Source organism: Bradyrhizobium sp. RDI18 (assembly GCF_043203335.1).
Lineage (GTDB): Bacteria > Pseudomonadota > Alphaproteobacteria > Rhizobiales > Xanthobacteraceae > Bradyrhizobium > Bradyrhizobium retamae.
In genome coordinates, this window is record NZ_JBICRN010000008.1 from 1,204,242 (window position 1) to 1,223,241 (window position 19,000).

General features: G+C 63.0%; 10 protein-coding genes and 5 pseudogenes. 4 read left to right on the forward strand and 11 right to left on the reverse strand.

What is annotated here, in order from left to right:
* Positions 1–275 precede the first annotated feature (275 nt).
* A pseudogene (locus tag ACFXS9_RS14620) lies at positions 276–2,572 on the reverse strand (ComEC/Rec2 family competence protein).
* Between the two features lie 583 nt (positions 2,573–3,155).
* On the opposite strand from ACFXS9_RS14620, the gene ACFXS9_RS14625 reads away from it, so the two are divergent.
* On the forward strand, positions 3,156–3,338 hold the full coding sequence (locus ACFXS9_RS14625) for a hypothetical protein (protein ID WP_247512866.1): 183 nt from the start codon (positions 3,156–3,158) through the stop codon (positions 3,336–3,338).
* A gap of 114 nt (positions 3,339–3,452) precedes the next feature.
* Positions 3,453–4,882, forward strand: a pseudogene (glnA, locus tag ACFXS9_RS14630) (type I glutamate--ammonia ligase).
* Between the two features lie 41 nt (positions 4,883–4,923).
* On the opposite strand, the gene ACFXS9_RS14635 reads toward glnA, so the two are convergent.
* Positions 4,924–5,328: a YybH family protein gene (locus tag ACFXS9_RS14635; protein WP_392689867.1), complete on the reverse strand. Its 405-nt coding sequence runs from the start codon at positions 5,326–5,328 to the stop codon at positions 4,924–4,926.
* Between the two features lie 9 nt (positions 5,329–5,337).
* Positions 5,338–7,020: a glutamine--tRNA ligase/YqeY domain fusion protein gene (locus tag ACFXS9_RS14640; protein ID WP_392689869.1), complete on the reverse strand. Its 1,683-nt coding sequence runs from the start codon at positions 7,018–7,020 to the stop codon at positions 5,338–5,340.
* A gap of 140 nt (positions 7,021–7,160) precedes the next feature.
* Between ACFXS9_RS14640 and gltX the strand changes: the two are divergent.
* Positions 7,161–8,584: pseudogene (gene gltX, locus ACFXS9_RS14645) on the forward strand (glutamate--tRNA ligase).
* 160 nt (positions 8,585–8,744) lie between these two features.
* Complete coding sequence (gltA, locus tag ACFXS9_RS14650; RefSeq protein ID WP_028345845.1) at positions 8,745–10,049, forward strand: citrate synthase; 1,305 nt, start codon at positions 8,745–8,747, stop codon at positions 10,047–10,049.
* A gap of 149 nt (positions 10,050–10,198) precedes the next feature.
* On the opposite strand, the gene lpxB is transcribed toward gltA, so the two are convergent.
* From lpxB to bamA, 8 genes and pseudogenes are all read right to left on the reverse strand, one after another.
* Positions 10,199–11,362 (reverse strand): lipid-A-disaccharide synthase, encoded by a 1,164-nt coding sequence (lpxB, locus tag ACFXS9_RS14655; RefSeq protein ID WP_392699794.1) that lies wholly within the window; start codon positions 11,360–11,362, stop codon positions 10,199–10,201.
* Positions 11,363–11,385: 23 nt separating this feature from the next.
* Positions 11,386–12,243: an LpxI family protein gene (locus ACFXS9_RS14660; RefSeq protein WP_392689872.1), complete on the reverse strand. Its 858-nt coding sequence runs from the start codon at positions 12,241–12,243 to the stop codon at positions 11,386–11,388.
* Between the two features lie 19 nt (positions 12,244–12,262).
* Complete coding sequence (gene lpxA, locus ACFXS9_RS14665) at positions 12,263–13,066, reverse strand: acyl-ACP--UDP-N-acetylglucosamine O-acyltransferase (protein ID WP_392689874.1); 804 nt, start codon at positions 13,064–13,066, stop codon at positions 12,263–12,265.
* A gap of 170 nt (positions 13,067–13,236) precedes the next feature.
* Positions 13,237–13,590 (reverse strand): hypothetical protein, encoded by a 354-nt coding sequence (locus ACFXS9_RS14670; RefSeq protein ID WP_392689876.1) that lies wholly within the window; start codon positions 13,588–13,590, stop codon positions 13,237–13,239.
* Positions 13,591–13,845: 255 nt separating this feature from the next.
* Positions 13,846–14,481, reverse strand: a complete 636-nt coding sequence (locus tag ACFXS9_RS14675) for a histidine phosphatase family protein (RefSeq protein ID WP_392689878.1) — start codon at positions 14,479–14,481, stop codon at positions 13,846–13,848.
* A gap of 146 nt (positions 14,482–14,627) precedes the next feature.
* Positions 14,628–15,086, reverse strand: a complete 459-nt coding sequence (gene fabZ / locus ACFXS9_RS14680) for a 3-hydroxyacyl-ACP dehydratase FabZ (RefSeq protein ID WP_392689880.1) — start codon at positions 15,084–15,086, stop codon at positions 14,628–14,630.
* A pseudogene (gene lpxD, locus ACFXS9_RS14685) lies at positions 15,086–16,152 on the reverse strand (UDP-3-O-(3-hydroxymyristoyl)glucosamine N-acyltransferase). Before lpxD ends, fabZ begins: the two are co-directional and overlap by 1 nt.
* A gap of 127 nt (positions 16,153–16,279) precedes the next feature.
* A pseudogene (bamA, locus tag ACFXS9_RS14690) lies at positions 16,280–18,845 on the reverse strand (outer membrane protein assembly factor BamA).
* Between the last annotated feature and the right edge of the window lie 155 nt (positions 18,846–19,000).

The window sequence follows — 19,000 nt, forward strand, 5'->3', positions numbered from 1 at the left end:
GGGTACATTTTTCAGAACGCGGCACCGCAGGGGGCAGTCGGTGGTCAACAAGGTAACGTGGCAAAAGGCCGGGCGCGTCACTGAGCCCGGGCGGTACATGTTCAGGTACGGCTGGCTCACCATCACGGCCGAAGATCTCGCAATCTGGCAGCAATTCCCCGACGCGTCGTTCACGCTGGTCGCTCTGCCGTCGGCGCCCGACGCGCCCGAGGAATTCCATCTCGGCGCGTTCGAAATTCCAGCCAAACCCACGGTCGACGAGCACTGACGCCCGTCTACTCCTCCGCCTGAAGGTCTGCCTCAGCCGGCGTGGCATCGACGCTGCGCGGTGGCACGACGCGCGGCGCAAGCACGGTGGTGTCGGCCGCGCTCTCGTCAGCCGTAGCCGGCGACCATGGGCGGTCGATCCCCTCGGCTTGACTGCCTCGACGACAAATCCCTCGCGGCTACGCCGCAGCGCCATGGCACCCTGGCGCCGCAACCGTTCGGAATCGATAATCGAAGCCGCGCATGATGCGGGCGCCTGCCGCAGCGTCACAATGATTGCCGCGCGCTCGCAATCGTCCGAAAATGCCTCGGGCCTGAGCGCCTGCGCGACCAGGCCGCCGCCGACGGATTGCACCACGCAGCCAAGATCGTCGCATGAGACGCCTGACGTGAGCGAGGCGTCAGCCGCGGTTCGCGCGTCCGCATCCGCCGCCAGCCACTCCTTCAGGAGGAAGACGTCGCGAGACCCCTTGGCCGCGTGCATCAAATGCAGCCGGCCATCCTGGCCGCGCACCCCGACATTGCGTCCGTCGGCGGAAATCAGGATATCGGGCTGCGGCACCCTCGCCGCCCACAGCGCCGCTGACAGTACCAGCGCCGCACCCGACCACCGCAGCGGCGTGCGCAACAGGCCGAGCAGGACAATGCCGAGGCTCGCCGCAATCAGCGGGCCGATGCCGAACGCCGGCACCCGGCCGACCGCGCCGGGTAACGCCGCGACCCATTGCGTCACCGCAATCATCCAGTCGATACCTACGCCCATGATCGCCCAGAACAGCCGATCGAAGCCGAACGGCATCGCGGCGAGGCCGAGCAAACCCGCCGGCATCACCAGCGCGGAGACCACCGGCATCGCCGCGAGGTTGGCCAGCACGCCGTAAGGCGTGACCCGGTGAAAGTGAAAGGCGGCGTAAGGCATGGTCGCAAGCCCCGCTACCAGTGAGGCCAGCAACAGCATGGTGACTTCGCGGCCGCCCCACAGCGCCACGCGCGCCGTTGCGGTATGATCCGCCGTCGCGAACAGGCGCGGCATGCCGATCTGCACCAGCGCCACCAGCCCCAACGTCGCCGCAAACGACATCTGGAAACTCGGATGTACCAGCGCTTCCGGCGCGACCGTGAGCACGATCAGGGCGGCGACCGCGAGCGTGCGAAACGTGATCGCGCGGCGGTCGACAATGACGGCGATCAGCACCACGGCAGTCATGAAGAACGATCTCTGCGTCGCGACCTCGGCGCCCGACAGCAGCAAATAGAACGCAGCGGCAACGAGGGCCGCCGCCGCCGACCACTTCTTGATGGGCTGGCCGACCGTGAGCACGGGAAACAGCGCCAACAGCGCCCGGACCGCGAAAAACACGACGCCGGCGACAACGGCCATGTGGTAGCCGGAGATCGACAGCACATGGCCGAGACCGGAGATGAACATCGCGTCGTTCACCGGTGGCGAGATCGCATCGCGCCGCCCGGTCAACAGAGCGGTCGCAATCGCGCGCTTGTCGCCTTCCAGTGTGGTCCTGATCCGCGCATCGATCGTATCGCGCAGGCCTTGCATCACGGCCGAATAGCGCAGGCGGAGCCCGCCACCCGCGGCTGGCGGCTCGGTGGTCTTGATAGCGCCCATCACGAAACCCGAGGCCCCGATGCCGGCGAAAAACATGTCGCGGCTGAAATCGTAACTGCCCGGCCGCACCGGCGAAAGCGGCGGCAATAGCCGCGCCTTCAATTCAACGAAGCTGCCGACCGGCGGGGCCGTACCCTTCCTTACCGAGAGCCGTACGCGCTCCAGCTTCGTCGTTCCGCGCGCGCTTTCCATGGTGACGACGCGAAGGACAAAACGGTCGGTGCGCTCGCGAATGTCGCGCGTCTCGACAAAACCCGTCAGCGACACCGAAAACATCGGCCGCGCCAGCACGCCATGCGCGATCCGCGCGGTCTTCCAGGTCGCTATCGCGAAGCCCGCGGCGACCGCCGCGATCATCACCGCAGCGGGAAAGAATTTCTGCCGCCGCAACAGCACCGCCACCGCGCACAGCGCGATCGCCACAATGGCAGCCACCGACAGCACCGGCTCATGATCGGCGGCGAAGTAAAACGCAATGCCGGTACCGAATGCGACCGGCACCCAGGGCAGCAACCGGCCGGCACCCGCTTCGGCGCGTGCCCATGTACGCAGGGTCTCGATCAGGGGCGGCCAGAACGCGGGACGCGACGGCAAAATGCCGCCGACCGGCGCCGCAGCGCGCGGCGGCCAGGTGCCGGCATAGCCCCGTTTTCGGCCCGACGTGTCGCCCTGCTCCGCCACCGAGCCCTACACCTTACGATCTCGTGGAGACCGCAAGACTACCGGACGCTGTATTCAGCCCGCTAGCGGAACGGAAGCAGAAACCTGAAGAAATGCACGCCGGCTGGGGTTACAATCGAACGCTATGGATTGAACCGGAATCAGGACAAAGAAGCGACATGAAGCTTGCGGCCAGCCTTTTATCTGCGGTGATCTTGATCACCTCTCACGCCAATGCCGCCACTCCGGAGCAATGTCGCTTCATCGAGGCGAGGGCCGCGCGCGAAGCCTGCTATCAGCGCCAGGAGATCGCACGTGCTGCCCGGCAAAAAGGCGAACGAGGCCCGGCAGGCCGAGCAGCAAAAGCCCTACGAGCCCATGACGGCGGAGGACGCCCAGCTCGCAAAGTCCCTGCGCAGTATTTGCCGGGGTTGCTAGGCGGCCGGCGCCACGTTCCAATCCCGCCAGCTCACCGCCCGGAAACCGCTCTTGCAAGTGCGCCGCAGCAGGATGCACACTGTGCGCGCATGACCAGGTGTCAACGTCTACGGCTCTCAGCTCGACTGGAATTCACAGTTGCGCTCAACAAGAGGAGCATGACCCCATGCGAGAAACCGAAATCCACGACTATGCACGGCAGTTGCTGGAAGCGCATGGCCCCAAGGCCATCGCGGAAGCGGCCCAGAACGCCATCGAACTCGAGGCAAAAGGCGAGGCCGAACTGGCCAGAACCTGGCGGCATATCGAAGACGCGATGAAGCTCATGCGCGGGCCGCACCAAAGCTGAGGCTGCCGGCGCGGCAACGCAGAACGTGGTCCAAGACCCGTCGCAAGCCGCTTCGCCACGGCTGAATCGCGGCACGACCTCCACGATGCGCCTCTCCATGACAGGAGTGAAGCCATGTTTCCGAAGTGTGCGACAGCCGAAGACCTCGTGAAAGCGATCAGCGACGAGAAGGTGCAGATGATCGATCTGCGCTTCACCGACTTGCCTGGGGTATGGCAGCATTTTTCCATCCCGCCGGGTGCGGCGAGTGTCGACGCTCTCAGCGAAGGCATTGGATTCGACGGCTCATCCATCCGCGGCTTCCAGGAAATCCAGGAAAGCGACATGCTGGTCGTGCCGGACCCGACCACGGCCTTCCTCGACCCGTATTCCCCTTCATCGACCCTGGTCCTGATCTGCAACATCCGCGACCCCGTGACCGGTCAACCCTATAGCCGTGACGCCCGTTACATCGCCCAGAAAGCCGAAACCAACCTGAAAGGCACCGGCCACGCCGATACGAGTTACTTCGGCCCAGAGGCGGAGTTCTTCGTGTTCAACGACGTGCGCTACGGACAGGGGATCAACTACGCCTTCCACGAAATCGATTCCAGCGAAGGCAGTTGGAATACGGGCAAGGAGGAAGCGCCAAATCTGGGCCACAAGCCGCGCCCCAAGGAGGGATATTTTCCCGTTCCCCCGACCGACAGCATGCAGGCTCTCCGCACCGACATGGTGCTGACGATGGAACAGCTCGGCATCCAGATCGAAGCCCATCACCATGAAGTCGCGACCGGCGGCCAGAACGAGATCGACATGCGCTTCACTACACTCACCCGCATGGCCGACAATCTGATGATCTATAAATACGTGGTGAAGAACACCGCCCGCGAGCACGGCATGACCGCAACGTTCATGCCGAAGCCGCTGTTCGAGGACAACGCCTCGGGGATGCACGTTCACCAGTCCCTGTGGAAGGGCGAGACCAATCTGTTCTACGACAAGGGCGACTATGCCGAGTTGAGCCAGCTCGGCCGCTACTACATCGGCGGTCTGTTGACCCACGCCTGGGCGCTGTGCGCGCTTTGTGCCCCCACCACGAACTCCTATCGGCGCCTGGTGCCAGGCTATGAAGCTCCGATCAATCTGGTCTATTCCCAGCGCAACCGATCAGCCTGCTGCCGGATTCCGATGTATTCGCCGAACCCGCGGGCAAAGCGGGTCGAGTTTCGCTCGCCGGATCCCTCCTGCAATCCCTATCTGGCCTTTGCCGCGATGCTGATGGCCGGTCTTGACGGCATCACCAGCCGGATCGATCCGGGCAGCCCGATCGACAAGAACCTGTATGACCTGCCGCCTGCCGAGGCAAAGGACGTGAGATCGACACCGGGATCGCTGGATCAGGCGCTTGACGCGCTCGAGCGCGATCACGCCTTCCTGTCCGCGGCGATGTGTTCACGGCCGACGTGGTCGAGACCTGGCTCGACTACAAGCGGAAGAAAGAGGTCGATCCGATCCGGCTGCGCCCACATCCATACGAGTTCCATTTGTATTACGATATCTAGAACGGGATGACGCAGGGACCGCGTCCTGACGCGCAACCGGCCTACGGCTCAATCAGCGGTGTCTTCGACGAGACATGATGGCTGACTATCTTCCATTCGCCGTCTTCGCGAACGATCACCCAGGTAATTTTCACCACCAGCGGCTCGGCACCCATCTCGATGGTAAAGGTCGCGGTGCCCGCGACGTTGATCAGGTCGATAGCCGCTTGCGCCGTCCTGACATCGGTGAATTGAACGGATGGCGACTGCCAGCGCGGCAGCCCTTCGAAATAGGCCTTAACGCCGTCATTGCCGCGATAGAAGTTCGGGTTCGAGCCGAAGAAGAACGCGTTCTTCGAATAAAGCGACGCGAGAGCCTTGGCATCCAGCCCGCTGAAAGCCTTCGTCCATTTTCCCATGATGCCGGCGACGATATCTTCGGTCGCAATCCGTTCGGATGACGCCATCGATTGACCTCACCCCTTCCCGCCGACTTCCTTGGCAAACGTGTCGCGCAGGCCGATGGTGCGGTTGAACACCGGCTTGCCCGGCGCGGAATCCTTGTCGCGCACGAAATAGCCCTGCCGCTCGAACTGCATCACCTCGCCCGAATTGTCTGATGCGACCGACGGCTCGACCCGCGCCTCGGGCAGCACTTCCAGCGATTCCGGATTGAGATCCGCGGCGAAATTCGCGGCACTCGGGTTTGGGTTCGAGAAGAGCTGATTGTAGACGCGGATTTCCGCCGGTACCGAATCCTTGGCCGACAGCCAGTGCATGGTGGCCTTGACCTTGCGGCCGTCAGGGGCGTTGCCGCCCTTGGTCGCGGGATCGTAGGTACAGCGCAGTTCGACCACTTCGCCGGCGTCGTTCTTGATGACGCCGGTGCATTTGATGAAATAGGCATAGCGGAGCCGCACTTCGTTGCCCGGCGAGAGGCGGAAGAACTTTTTCGGCGGGTTCTCCATGAAATCGTCGCGCTCGATATAGAGCTCGCGGCCAAACGAAATTTTTCGCGTACCCAACGACGGATCGTCGGGATGGTTGACGGCCTCGAGCTCTTCCGTTTGCCCTTCCGGATAATTCTCGATCACGACTTTCAGCGGCCGCAGTACGGCCATCCGCCGCTGCGCCGTCTTGTTGAGGTGCTCGCGAATGCAAAATTCCAGCATGCCGACATCGACCACGCTGTTGGCTTTCGCGACCCCGATACGCTTGACGAATTCGCGCACCGCCGCCGGCGGCACGCCGCGGCGCTTCAACCCGGCAATCGTCGGCATGCGCGGATCGTCCCAGCCGGAGACGTGACCATCGCGGACGAGCTGTGTCAGTACGCGCTTCGACAGCAGCGTATAGGTCAGGTTGAGGCGGGCGAATTCATACTGGCGCGGCTTTGACGGCACCGGCAGCTTGTCCAGCAGCCACTCATAGAGCGGGCGGTGGTCCTCGAATTCCAGCGTGCAGATCGAATGCGTGATGCCTTCGATGGCGTCCGACTGGCCGTGGGCATAATCGTAGCTCGGATAGATCGACCATTTGGTGCCGGTGCGCGGATGCTCGGCATGGAGGATGCGGTAGAGCACGGGGTCGCGCAGGTTGATGTTGCCGGCCGCCATGTCGATCTTGGCGCGCAGCACGCGGCTGCCGTTCGGAAACTCGCCGGCCTTCATGCGTCGGAAGAGGTCGAGGTTTTCCTCCACCGTGCGGTCACGAAACGGCGAGTTCTTGCCGGGTTCCGTCAGCGTGCCGCGGTTGATACGGATTTCCTCCTGCGACTGGTCGTCGACATAAGCATGGCCCGCCTTGATCAGGCCCTCCGCCCAGTCATACAGACGATCGAAATAGTCGGAGGCGTAATAGAGGTCGGTTCCCCAGTCGTAGCCGAGCCAATGCACGTCGGCCTGGATGGAATCGATATATTCCTGCTCTTCCTTGGTCGGGTTGGTGTCGTCGAAGCGCAGATGACACTTGCCTCCGAACTCCTGCGCGATGCCGAAATTGAGGGCAATCGACTTGGCATGGCCGATATGCAGATAGCCGTTCGGCTCCGGCGGAAATCGGGTCACGATCCGGCTGTGCTTGTCGGAAGAGAGATCGGCCTGGACGATGTCGCGGATGAAATCGCGCCCCGCCTCTGCCGTTACCGGTTCTGTGGTCATCCTGAGTTCCTGTTAGGGATTGGCGAACCTTCTGCCAAATTCGCCTCTGTGAGCCAAGCCCACTTTGCCACCGGCCCGGGCTTTAGTTATGCATCGTTCCTGCTATACACCACCGCCGTTCACCGCTCACGTGCTTGGTAATGACCGATTCCGTCGTCACACGCTTCGCCCCTTCGCCCACCGGCTTCCTCCATATCGGAGGCGCCCGGACCGCGCTGTTCAACTGGCTCTATGCCAAGAAGCGCGGCGGCAAGATGCTGCTGCGGATTGAGGACACCGACCGTGAGCGCTCCACGGAAGCCGCCATTGCCGCGATCCTGGATGGGCTGAAATGGCTCGAGCTCGATTGGGATGGCGACGTTATCCATCAGTTCAGCCGCGCCGCCCGTCATCGCGAAGTGGCCGAGCAACTGCTCGCCAGCGGCAAGGCGTACCGTTGCTACGCCACCGCGGAGGAGCTGACCGCGATGCGCGAGAAGGCGCGCGCGGAGGGCCGCACCCGCCTCTATGACGGGATGTGGCGGGATCGTGATCCGGGAGAAGCGCCCACCGGCATGAAGCCGACCATTCGCCTGAAGGCCCCGCAGACCGGCGAGACCGTGATCGAGGACCAGGTGCAGGGCCGCGTGGTCTGGCAGAACGAAAACCTCGACGATCTCGTGCTGCTGCGTGGCGACGGCAATCCGACCTACATGCTGGCTGTCGTCGTCGACGACCATGACATGGGTGTGACCCATGTCATCCGCGGCGATGATCATCTGATCAACGCCGCGCGCCGAAACAGATCTACGACGCGCTTGCATGGGACATCCCGAACATGTCGCATATCCCGCTGATCCACGGGCCCGATGGTTCAAAACTGTCGAAGCGCCATGGCGCGCTCGGTGTCGATGCCTACCGCGCCCTGGGATATCTGCCGGCGGCGCTGCGCAACTATCTCGTCCGGCTCGGCTGGAGCCACGGCGACCAGGAAATCTTCTCGACGCAGGAAATGATCGACGCCTTCGATCTTCCGGCCATTGGGCGCTCTGCCGCGCGGTTCGATTTTGCCAAGCTGGAGAATCTCAACGGCCACTACATCCGCCAGGCCGATGACCGCGAACTGGCTAAGCAGTTCGAGAGCGTGCTCGATTACGTTCCCGAAGGCGCCGACCTCAAGGCGAAGCTCAATGACACCACCCGCGCGCAGTTGCTGCGGGCGATGCCGAGCCTGAAGGAGCGCGCCAAGACGCTGATCGAGCTGATCTCGGGCGCCTACTTCATCTTCGCCGACCGCCCGCTCCAGATCGACGCGAAGGCCGCTGCGCTGCTAACGCCGGAGACCAGGGCGCTGATCGGCCAGCTCCTGAGAGCGCTGGAAACCGTCACCGACTGGCGCGCCGAGACGACAGAAGCCGCCATGCGGAATTTCGCAGAGCAGAACAATCTCAAGCTCGGCGCCGTCGCCCAGCCACTCCGGGTGGCGCTGACGGGACGCACGACTTCGCCGGGCATTTTCGATGTTTTGGCGGTACTTGGGCGGGACGAATGCCTGGCCCGTCTTGGCGATCAAGCGGCCGGCTGAGCCCCTACCAATAGGGGGCTGCGGCCATCTTGCAGTGCACAGGGCAATAAGCTACGCCTTTGGCGCCGCTTCTAGACAGTCCGGCCTCCCTTGCTGCTGCCTTACGAATGGCACCAAGGTCGGCCCGGTTTTTCGTAACGATTTCATCGGGGACTTCACGATGGACGCAAAATCCAGCAACAAGACTGCAACGCTCACGGTAGGCAATAAGACCTACGATTTCCCGATCCTCAGCGGCACGGTGGGGCCAGATGTCATCGACATCGCGAAGCTCTACGCCCAGGCCGGGATGTTCACCTACGACCCCGGTTTCACCTCCACCGGTAGCTGCCAGTCGAAGATCACCTATATCGACGGCGATGCCGGCGTGCTGGAATACCGCGGCTACCCCATCGAGCAGCTCGCCGAGAAGGGCGACTTCCTGGAGACCTGCTACCTCCTGCTGTACGGGGAACTTCCGACCGCCGCCCAGAAGCAGGATTTCGACTACCGCGTGATCCATCACACCATGGTTCACGAGCAGATGGCCCGCTTCTTCCAGGGTTTTCGCCGTGACGCCCATCCGATGGCGATCATGGTCGCCGCCGTCGGCGCGCTGGCTGCGTTCTATCACGACTCGACTGACATCAACGATCCGAAGCAGCGCATGATCGCTTCCATGCGCATGATCGCGAAGGTGCCGACGCTGGCCGCGATGGCCTACAAATACACCGTCGGCCAGCCCTTCATGTATCCGAAGAACTCGCTCTCCTTTGCCGAGAACTTCCTGCACATGTGCTTCGCGGTGCCATGCGAGGACTACAAGATCAACCCGGTGCTGGCTGACGCGCTCGACAAGATCTTCATCCTGCACGCCGACCATGAACAGAACGCCTCGACCTCGACGGTGCGCATCGCCGGCTCGTCCGGCGCCAACCCGTTCGCCTGCATCGCCGCCGGCATCGCCTGCCTGTGGGGCCCGGCGCATGGCGGCGCCAACGAAGCGGCGCTGGCGATGCTCGCGGAGATTGGTTCGGTCGACAAGATTCCGGAATTCATCGCGAAGGTGAAGGACAAGAACTCAGAAGTCCGCCTGATGGGCTTCGGTCACCGCGTCTACAAGAATTACGACCCGCGCGCCAAGATCATGCAGAAGATGTGTCACGCCGTGCTGGCCGAGACCGGCCATGGCGACGACCCGATGCTGAAGGTGGCGCTGGAATTGGAAAAGATCGCGCTCAACGATCAGTACTTCATCGACCGCAAGCTCTACCCGAACGTCGACTTCTATTCAGGCATCACGCTGAAGGCGATGGGCTTCCCGACCTCGATGTTCACCGTGCTGTTCGCGGTCGCCCGCACCGTCGGCTGGATCAGCCAGTGGAGCGAGATGATCGAGGACCCGCAGCAGAAGATCGGCCGTCCGCGCCAGCTCTATACCGGCGTCGCCCGCCGCGACTACGTGGCGATGGACAAGCGGAAGTAAGCGACGTCGCTCACGACAATTCGGAAAGCCGGATGCGATCATCGCGTCCGGCTTTTGTTTGACGCGTAGGATGGGTGGAGCGCAGCGATACCCATCGCCAGTGTATGCCGGATCGATGGGTATCGCTTCGCTCCACCCATCCTACAATCCTACCCCCGCCGCGCCTGCCACATCGTCTCCAATACGATATCGGCGGCACGCACGCTGGGCGGCTGGTTGCCGGTCGACATGATGCCGTCGATCTTGCCGAAGGCCTCGAGTTGCTTTCGACGCAGCTCGCTGTCGCCCAACGCCTCGCGCAGCGCGGCTGCGAGTTTCTCCGGCGTGCAATTCTCCTGCAGGAATTCCGGCACGACATTCTCGCCGATCACGAGGTTGGCCAAAATCACCGAGTTCACCTTGATCGCCCGCCGCAGGATCCAGGCTTCCACAGCGCCGGTCCGGTAGGCCGTCACCATCGGCACGCCAGCCAATGCCAGCTCCAACGTCACGGTGCCGGATTTGGCGAGCGCTGCGTGCGCGATCCTGAATGCCGCCCGCTTCTCCTGCTCGCCGATGACGACCTGGGGCTGCACCGGCCAGCCCTTCACCGCGTCTACGACCGCCTCCTGCAGGTGCGGCATGGTCGGCAGCACCAGTTCGAACGGCGTGCCCTGCTCCTGCAGCAGTCCCACCGCCTGGCCGAATACCGCCATGTGGTGACGAATTTCGCTGCGGCGGCTTCCCGGCAGCACCAACAGCACCGGCGGCGATTCCGCCCGCCGCCTGGTCTCGTCGGCATTCGGCCGCAGCGAGGCCAGTTGCTCGGTCAGGGGGTGACCGACATAGGTGCAGGGAGGGCCGTGCAGCCTGCGATAGGCCTCCGGCTCAAACGGCAGCAGCGCCAGCACGTGATCGACGTATTTGCACATCGCCCGCGCCCGGCCGGGTCGCCACGCCCATACCGAGGGCGACACATAATCGACGATCGGAATCTTGGGATCCTTGGCGCGCACACGCCTGGCGACGCGATGGGTAAAGTCGGGGCTGTCGATGATGACGAGAACGTCCGGCGACGCCTCCGTCACCACGATAGCCGTTTCCTTGATCAGCCCGAGGATCTTCGGCAATTCCTTGACGACTGCGGCCAGCCCGATGATCGAGAGTTCTTCAATCGGAAACAGCGACTCCAGGCCTTCGCGCGCCATGGCGCGGCCGCCGACGCCCTCGAACTGTACCGCATCGCCAAGGCGCTGGCGCAGCACCTTCATCAAGCTGGCGCCGAGGCGATCGCCGGATTCCTCCGTCGCGATCAGAAATATCCTCCGCTCCATCCCGGCGGTTGCGCGAGGCGGCGTCACGCGGGCAAGCCCTGGATGAACAGGCCGGCGCTATCGGCGGCCTCGATCATGGCTTGCGAGTCCGCGGCAATCGTATGGCCGGCGATCACGGCAATGCCGGCGAGCCCGGCGCTAGCTGCGCCTTCGATGGTTCTTGCGCCCACGGCCGGCAGGTCGAAGCGCAAATCCTGCCCGCTCTTCGGCGCCTTCACCAGCACGCCGCGGCCGGATTTGGCGCGAATGCGCCCCGCCTCGCGCAGCCTCGCCACTCGCGCCAGAAGCCCATCGGTGCCCTCGATATCCTCGACCGCGACCACATGGCCGTCGATCACGACCACGGCCTGCCCTATGTCGAACGGACCGAGCGCGCCGAGGACCTCCCGCCCCTTGGCAATATCGGCGGCGGCGGCGGCATCCGGCATGGCACGGGCAATTTGCCCCTCTGGCATCAGCACGTCGGGGGCGACATCCCTGATACCGACCATCCGGAAACCGTCCTGCTCGAGGATGCGGCCGATCCCCGACAACAGGTGGTCGTCACCGCCGCGAAACGCCGCCCAGACGCGGCCGATCACGCGGATCGTTCCCCAGTCCAGCCTGATTTCCGACAGCGCAGGCCGCAGCAGCGTACCGATGAAGATCAGGTCGCGGCAGCCCTCGCTGCGGAACAGCTTGGTCGCGCGGCCGAGTTGTCCGACCGAGATCCAGTGATGACGGAAGCGGCCGACACGATCCGGATCGCAGGCGCCGCGCAGCGCGAACAGCACTGGCGCGATCCCGCGCTGGCTAAGCGACTCCGCCACCGCGAACGGCATCGCACCGCCGCCTGCGATGACGCCGACCGGCGATGAAATATCGGAAGCCGCTGAGATCATGGCTGCGGCGATCCTGTCATCAAGGCTTGTTGCCGTCGCCGGTAGGAAGGCAGAGCGGACGAAGTTTACCGTTGCCGATGAAGGCGAGGATTTCGGCGATCGCCGGATCCTCTCCAGCCATCGGCTGCACCGCATTCAGCCGCTCGGCAAAAACACCGGGCCCGTGAAACAGCTTCTGGTAGAACGAGCGCACCTTGGCGAGCCGCTCCCTGGTGAACTTGCGGCGCTTCATGCCGATGATGTTCAGCCCTTCGAGAGTGGCATATTGTCCATTGGCGAGCCCGAACGGAATGATGTCGCCGCGGACGCCGCAGACGCCACCGACCATCACCTGCGGCCCGATCCGCGTGAACTGATGCACGGCCGAGAGCCCGCCGATGTAGACGAAATCGCCGATCTCGCAATGACCGCCCAGCGTCGCAGACGTCGCGAAGATAACATCGCTCCCCACGACGCAATCGTGGCCGACATGGCTGTTGTTCATGAAGTAACCGCGTGCGCCCACCCGCGTGAGGCCGCCGCCCTTCTTCGTTCCGGTATTCATCGTTACGCCTTCGCGGATGGTGCATCCCTCGCCGACCTCGAGCCGGGTCGGTTCACCGCGATAGCTGAGGTCCTGTGGCGGGCCTCCCAATGCAGAAAACGGGTAAATGACACAGCTATCGGCGATGGTCGTATGCCCCGCCACGTTCACATGCGCGATCAACTTGCAGTTCGCGCCGATGACGACGTTCGGCCCGACGATGCAATAGGGACCGATTGTTGTCCCCTCGCCGATCACAGCGCCATCCTCAACCCGCGCGGTTGGATCGATCGTACCCATCAAGCAGCCCAGCCCATCGATTGCGCGCGAATATCTCGCGTTTTCCGGTGGTTAGCGCGGCATTTCAATGCTGTCTAGTGACGTATGATTACGTCATGTGTCGGGCGCGCAACGCCTGCAAGATTCCGTCCGCTGCCGTCCGATTTCCCGAAGGCCGAGACAAGCCGTCGCTATGTCATGCTGCCGGGCAGGAAGCAGCGGATCGAAATCCCGAGCGAGTCTTTCATCGGCCACACCATGGTTCGGCCGGCGCGATTGGGCTCGGTAATCACCGCATCGTCGGGGACATCGATCCATTGGCCCTCGAGCCGCACGCGGTAATGACCGTCCTTGGATTCCCAATCGACATCGGCGACAGCAGAGCCATCAGCGTCGGAGCAACATGGCCCCTTTCCGCTCCTGAGGCTGTCGAACCACGACTTGAGCGGGGATTTGGCGTAGCGACCGTCATCGCGGGCTACGGCATGTCCGCCGAGAACAATAGCTGCGCCTAGCAGTGCAACACCGACCCAGAGAGACTTCATGCGGCCATCCGCCAACAGATTCCCCACGGCATCTATAAAGCTGCTGGGCCGGCTGAAGTTCCTTCAACATGTCACAATTAGGCTGGACCGATCACCCAAAAGTTGATGCACGGCCGAACGGTGTCCCTCTAGAGCGCTGTCCGGTGAAAGCCTGCCCCCGGACTTGATCCGGGCAGACATCGGTTCGCGTCAAGAAAACGCGTCAAAACAAGAATCTAAAGCCCGGTTCTGATTCAATCAGAAGCGAAAAAGGCTCTAGCTGCCGGTCTGAGCAATCCATTCGCCAGGTTGTACGCGCGCGACCAGGACGGCCGGGCCCGAGCCACCGGTCTTGTAGACGAGCGCCTCGCCCTCGCGGATATCGCCAAACTCCTTTCCGAAGGCATCGGCGACGTTGGTCTTGTGTGTCACCACCACATTATTGACGCCGGCTTTCAGAGGCGCATTGACGAGATCGCGGATGGCGCGCCCAATTTTGGCGTTCTTGCCGTCGGGGTTCGCCATCGCCGACGCACTGCCGGCGCCGCTGTCGGTCAGGGCGTCGACGGGAGAGACGTCCTTGCCGCTGAGCAGCTTGCCGGTCTCGACCGCGCGGTTTAGCTGGCTAGTGTAGACCTCGCCGATCGGTATGCCGAGTTTCGCGAGCGCAGCCCCAAGTTCGCGCGCAAGCGTGCGGCCTTTCTCGCTCAGTTGGCGCTGTGCACTCATATCGTCGAATTTGAAGGGGTAGATGTCCTTCTGGCTATCGTCGGTGGCGCCGTGTCGAAACACGATGACGTAGCCGCCACCCTTGAGGGACGCGACAAGACCGTTGAGATCTGCCGCGTAACCTTGCGACGGCATCAGCAGAAAAATGACCAAACACGAAATGATGGACGCAAACTTGTTCAAGGACGCCTCCGTTAAAAAACGTGGACCCAAGCCGGATCTAATCAGCAAATCTCGTCAATCGACCTCGCAAATGGGCTTCCACTACCAAGGATTGTACCAAGGCATCAGGAAGACGTCAGTTGTGTGACGGGCAAATTCAATCCGGCTCAATCCGTCAGCATCGCGCCGACGTCGGCTTCCGCAACCACGGCACCATTTACCTTGGCGTCGCCGTGAAACCACCACATCGCTTTGCGGCGGCCGATCGAGCGCATGTGGTACTCGATGGTGTCGCCGGGCATCACCGGCTTGCGGAATTTGCACTTGTCGATGGTGAGGAAATAAACCGCGCGCGGCTTTTCGGTGCCCTCGACCGACTTGATGCCGATCACGCCGGCGGTCTGCGCCATGGCCTCGATCATCATCACGCCGGGATAGACCGGACGTTCGGGGAAATGGCCGAGAAACGGCGGCTCGTTGAAGGTAACGTTCTTGATGCCGATGCCGCTGTAGTCGGTCCGGATCTTGATCACCCGATCGATCAGCAGCATTGGATAACGGTGCGGGAGCGTCTTGAGGATCTCGTTGATATCCACGAGTTCAAACCTGACCTGTGCCTCCTCCATCACTCGCGCCCTTCGCCTTTCGGATCGACGGCGCCACCCTGCGCCAGCCGCTCCACTGCAATAATCTCCTTGAACCACTGCCTGGTCGGCTTTGCAAAGAAACCGCCCCAGCGGCCGTTGGGCGGAATGTCGTCCTTGACCCCGCTCATCGCCGTCACCTGGGCGCCATCGCCGATCTTGAGGTGGTTGTTGATGCCCACCTTCGCCCCCAGCGCGACGTTGTCACCGATCGTCAGGCTGCCCGCGAGCCCGATCTGGGCCGCGAGCAGGCAGTGCCTGCCGATGGTCACATTGTGGCCGATCTGGACCTGATTGTCGATTTTGGTGCCCTCGCCGATCACCGTATCCCGCAGGCTGCCGCGGTCGATGGTGGTGCCGGCGCCGATCTCGACATCGTTCTGGATCAGGACGCGGCCGGTCTGGGGCACCTTCAGATGGCCCTCGGGGCCGAAGAAAATGAAGCCATAACCGTCCTGGCCGATGCTGCAGGCGGGGTGGATCAGCACGTTGTTGCCGATCAGGGCGAACTGGATCGCGCTGCGCGCACCTACATTGCAGTCGCGGCCGATTTTGACGTCGGCGCCGATCACCGCGCCGGCACCGATTACGGTGCCAGTGCCGATCTCGACCCGCGGGCCGATCACCGCGAGCGGATCGACGATGACGCCATCCTCGAGATGGGCGGACGGGTCGATGATCGCCGATGGCGCGATGCCGTCATTGTCGAACCAGGATTGCGGGCGGAGCGCATCGGCGTGCCACTCGCGCGCCAGCTTCACGAAGGCGCGGAACGGCTGGGCCGCCCGCAGCACCGCCACATGGGCGGGCACCTGGGCCTCGAAACGCGGGCTGACCAGGCAAGCGCCGGCTTTGGTCGCCTTGAGCTGATCGGCGTATTTGAGATTATCGAAGAACGCCAGATGCATCGGACCGGCTTCGTCGAGCGAAGCGAGGCCCTGATCACGTCACCGTCCCGCGCAGGGTCGACCAATATCGCTCCCGTCAACGCGGCCAGCTCGGCCAGCGTTGAGGAAGGAGGTTGCTTGAAGAATATCGGCTGCGCCATTTCACCCGTCGCAGTCCGGCCGCTATTCACACCAGAGAGCCGGCTTCGAAGACGCGAAGCCGAACCCTCCCCTTATTCCTTGGTGTTCTCGTCACGCGGACCTTAGTCCATTTCGCTTCAAGACACCTCAGAACGATGTGCCACCGCCAAACTTGAATTCCTGCACGCGGTCAAACTGGCCCTTCGTAAGCGGAACCGCATAGTCGAAGCGGAGCGGACCGAAGGGCGAGGCCCAGATCAAGCCGACACCCACCGAGGTGCGAACGACGTTGCCGTTGTCGTACTGCAATCCCAAACAAGTTCCAGGATTAGCCACAGTCGTCGCCGTCGCCTGCGTCGGCGGGACGCAGCCGGGCACATTGACCTCGCCCGTTGCCGCCCACGACGTCGGTCCCTTGTAGTCGAACAGTCCGCCGGCGTCGGCATAGACCGAGCCCTTGAGCCCGACTTCCTTCGGCAGGAACCAGAACGGCATCTGCAATTCGAACGACGCGCCCCAGTACTTGGTGCCGCCGAGCGCGTCACGCGTGCCGAACGGGTTCAAATCGCGCGGACCAATACCATTCGGCGCAAAACCGCGCACCAGGTTCGGGCCCATCTGGAAGTGATCCAGCATGCGCAGTTCGCTGCCCCCGAACTGGTTGAGAATACCACCCTGGAGATGGATCAGGCCGACGATATCGGCGACCAGCGGGGTGTAGTACTTCGCGTCGATTGCCGACTTGATGTAGCTCACGTCGCCGCCGACACCGGCGAAGTCCTGTTTCCAGTCGATCAGCAAGCCGTCGGTCGGGTTCTTGTTGTTGTCCAGCGTGTTGTAGTTCAGCGAATAACCGACCGACGAGGTCAACGTCTTGCCGCTTTGCAGCTCCCTGCGGACCGGCAGCGAGGCTTCGCCGTCGAAGTAGCACCACAGGCCCTGGCCGGAGACGTCAGTGGCGGTTTGGCCTCCCTCCGTGATCGATCCGCCCGCGGGAACGCCGTTGAGCTGCGCATATGCCGGCGATGGGTTGAACGCGAGCAACGAGTTCGCCGAGTTGTTGTTACAGTTCGCGAGCGCGTTCGGCAGTGAGATTTCCTGCTGGTAGATCGAGTAGCGCAACTGAAGCGCGAGATCTTCGCGCAGGGTGAAGCCGAGCCGCGGGCTGAAGCCCAGCGTCTTGGTGCCGTACGCGATGTAGCTGTTGGCGAGCTGTTCACGATAGAACAGGTCGAGGCCAAGCGCGACGCGGTAGTCAAACAGATAGGGATCGACGAACGACAGCGAGCCGCCGCGCGCGTACTGGCCGTAGGTCACGGCAGCCTTCGCATACAGGCCGCGGCCGAGGAAGTTGCGCTCGGAGATGCTGACTTCGGCCAGCGCGCCGTCCGTGGTCGAATAGCCGCCCGACACCGAGAAGTCGCCGGTCGATTTCTCTTCGAGATCGACGATCAGGATCACACGATCGGTCGACGAGCCGGGCTCGGTCAGATCTTCACGCTCTTGAAGAAGTCGAGGTTCTTCAGCCGGCGCTCGGCGCGATCGACCAGGGCGCGGTTGTAGGCATCGCCTTCGGACAGGTCGAACTCGCGGCGGATCACGTAGTCGCGGGTACGGGTGTTGCCGCGGACGTTGATGCGCTCGATATAGGTTCGCGGGCCTTCGTCGACGGCGAACACGATCGAAACGGTGTGCTGCTCGAAATTGCGATCGCCGCGCGGACGCACTACCGCAAAGGCGTAGCCGCGCCGCGAAGCCTCGATCTGCATTTCCTCGACGGATTTCTCCAGCGCCTCGGCATTGTAGACCGAGCCGACGCTGACGCGCGAGAAGCCGCGCATCGAGTTGGCATCGAGGGTCGGGATGGAGGTCTGGAAATCGACGGAGGCGACGCGATATTGCTGCCCCTCGTCGATCTTGAAGGTGACGAGGAAGCCCTTCTTGTCGGGGTCATACTCGGTCAGCGCGGCGACCACCTGCACGTCGGCGTAACCGTTCTTGAGGTAGAAGCGACAAATCAGATCGCGGTCGGCCTCGACCCGGTCGGGATCGTAGACGTCGGCACCGCCGAGGAAGCTCAGAAGGTTCGATTCGCGCGTCTTGATGACGTCCTTCAGACGATAGGACGAATACGCGACGTTGCCGATAAACTCGATCGACTTGACGCCGGTTTTGGTGCCTTCGGTGATCGTGAAGATCAGGTCGACGCGGTTGTTCGGCTGCTCGATGATTTCCGGGGTGACGCGCACGTCATAGCGGCCGGAGCGCCGGTAGATTTCGGCGATGCGCTGGGCGTCCGACTGGACCATCGGACGCGAGAAAGTACCGCGCGGCTTGGACTGGATTTCAGCCGAAAGCTGTTCGTCCTTGACCTTCTTGTTACCTTCGAAGGCGATGCGCCCGATCACGGCGTTTTCGACGACCGTCACGACCAGCCGGCCGCCGACCTGGTTGATTCGCACGTCTTGGAACAGGCCGGTCTCGATCAGCGCCTTCAGACCATCGTCGATCTGGGCCTGCCCGAGGCGGCCGCCGGGGCCTGGCTTGAAATAGGAGCGGATGGTCTCGACCTCGACACGCCGGTTCCCCTCAACGACGATCGACGCCGCGGTCTGGGCCGCAGCCGGCACAGACACCAACGCGCCCCCCATCGGCGCGGCCACCATGATCAGAGCGGCCAGCAGACCCCCCGCACTCGCATTCCCAACATCATGCGCAACGCGCCCTCGTCAGTGCACTGCCGGCTCGTACCCCTACGAACCGGCAGAATCCCAAAGTTGCATTGCTTGTAGCCAATTTCGACAGGGGGGCAAACCAGACATCGCGATGCGATTCAATTTCATTCCAAGACGTTGCCAAAGGGCAACG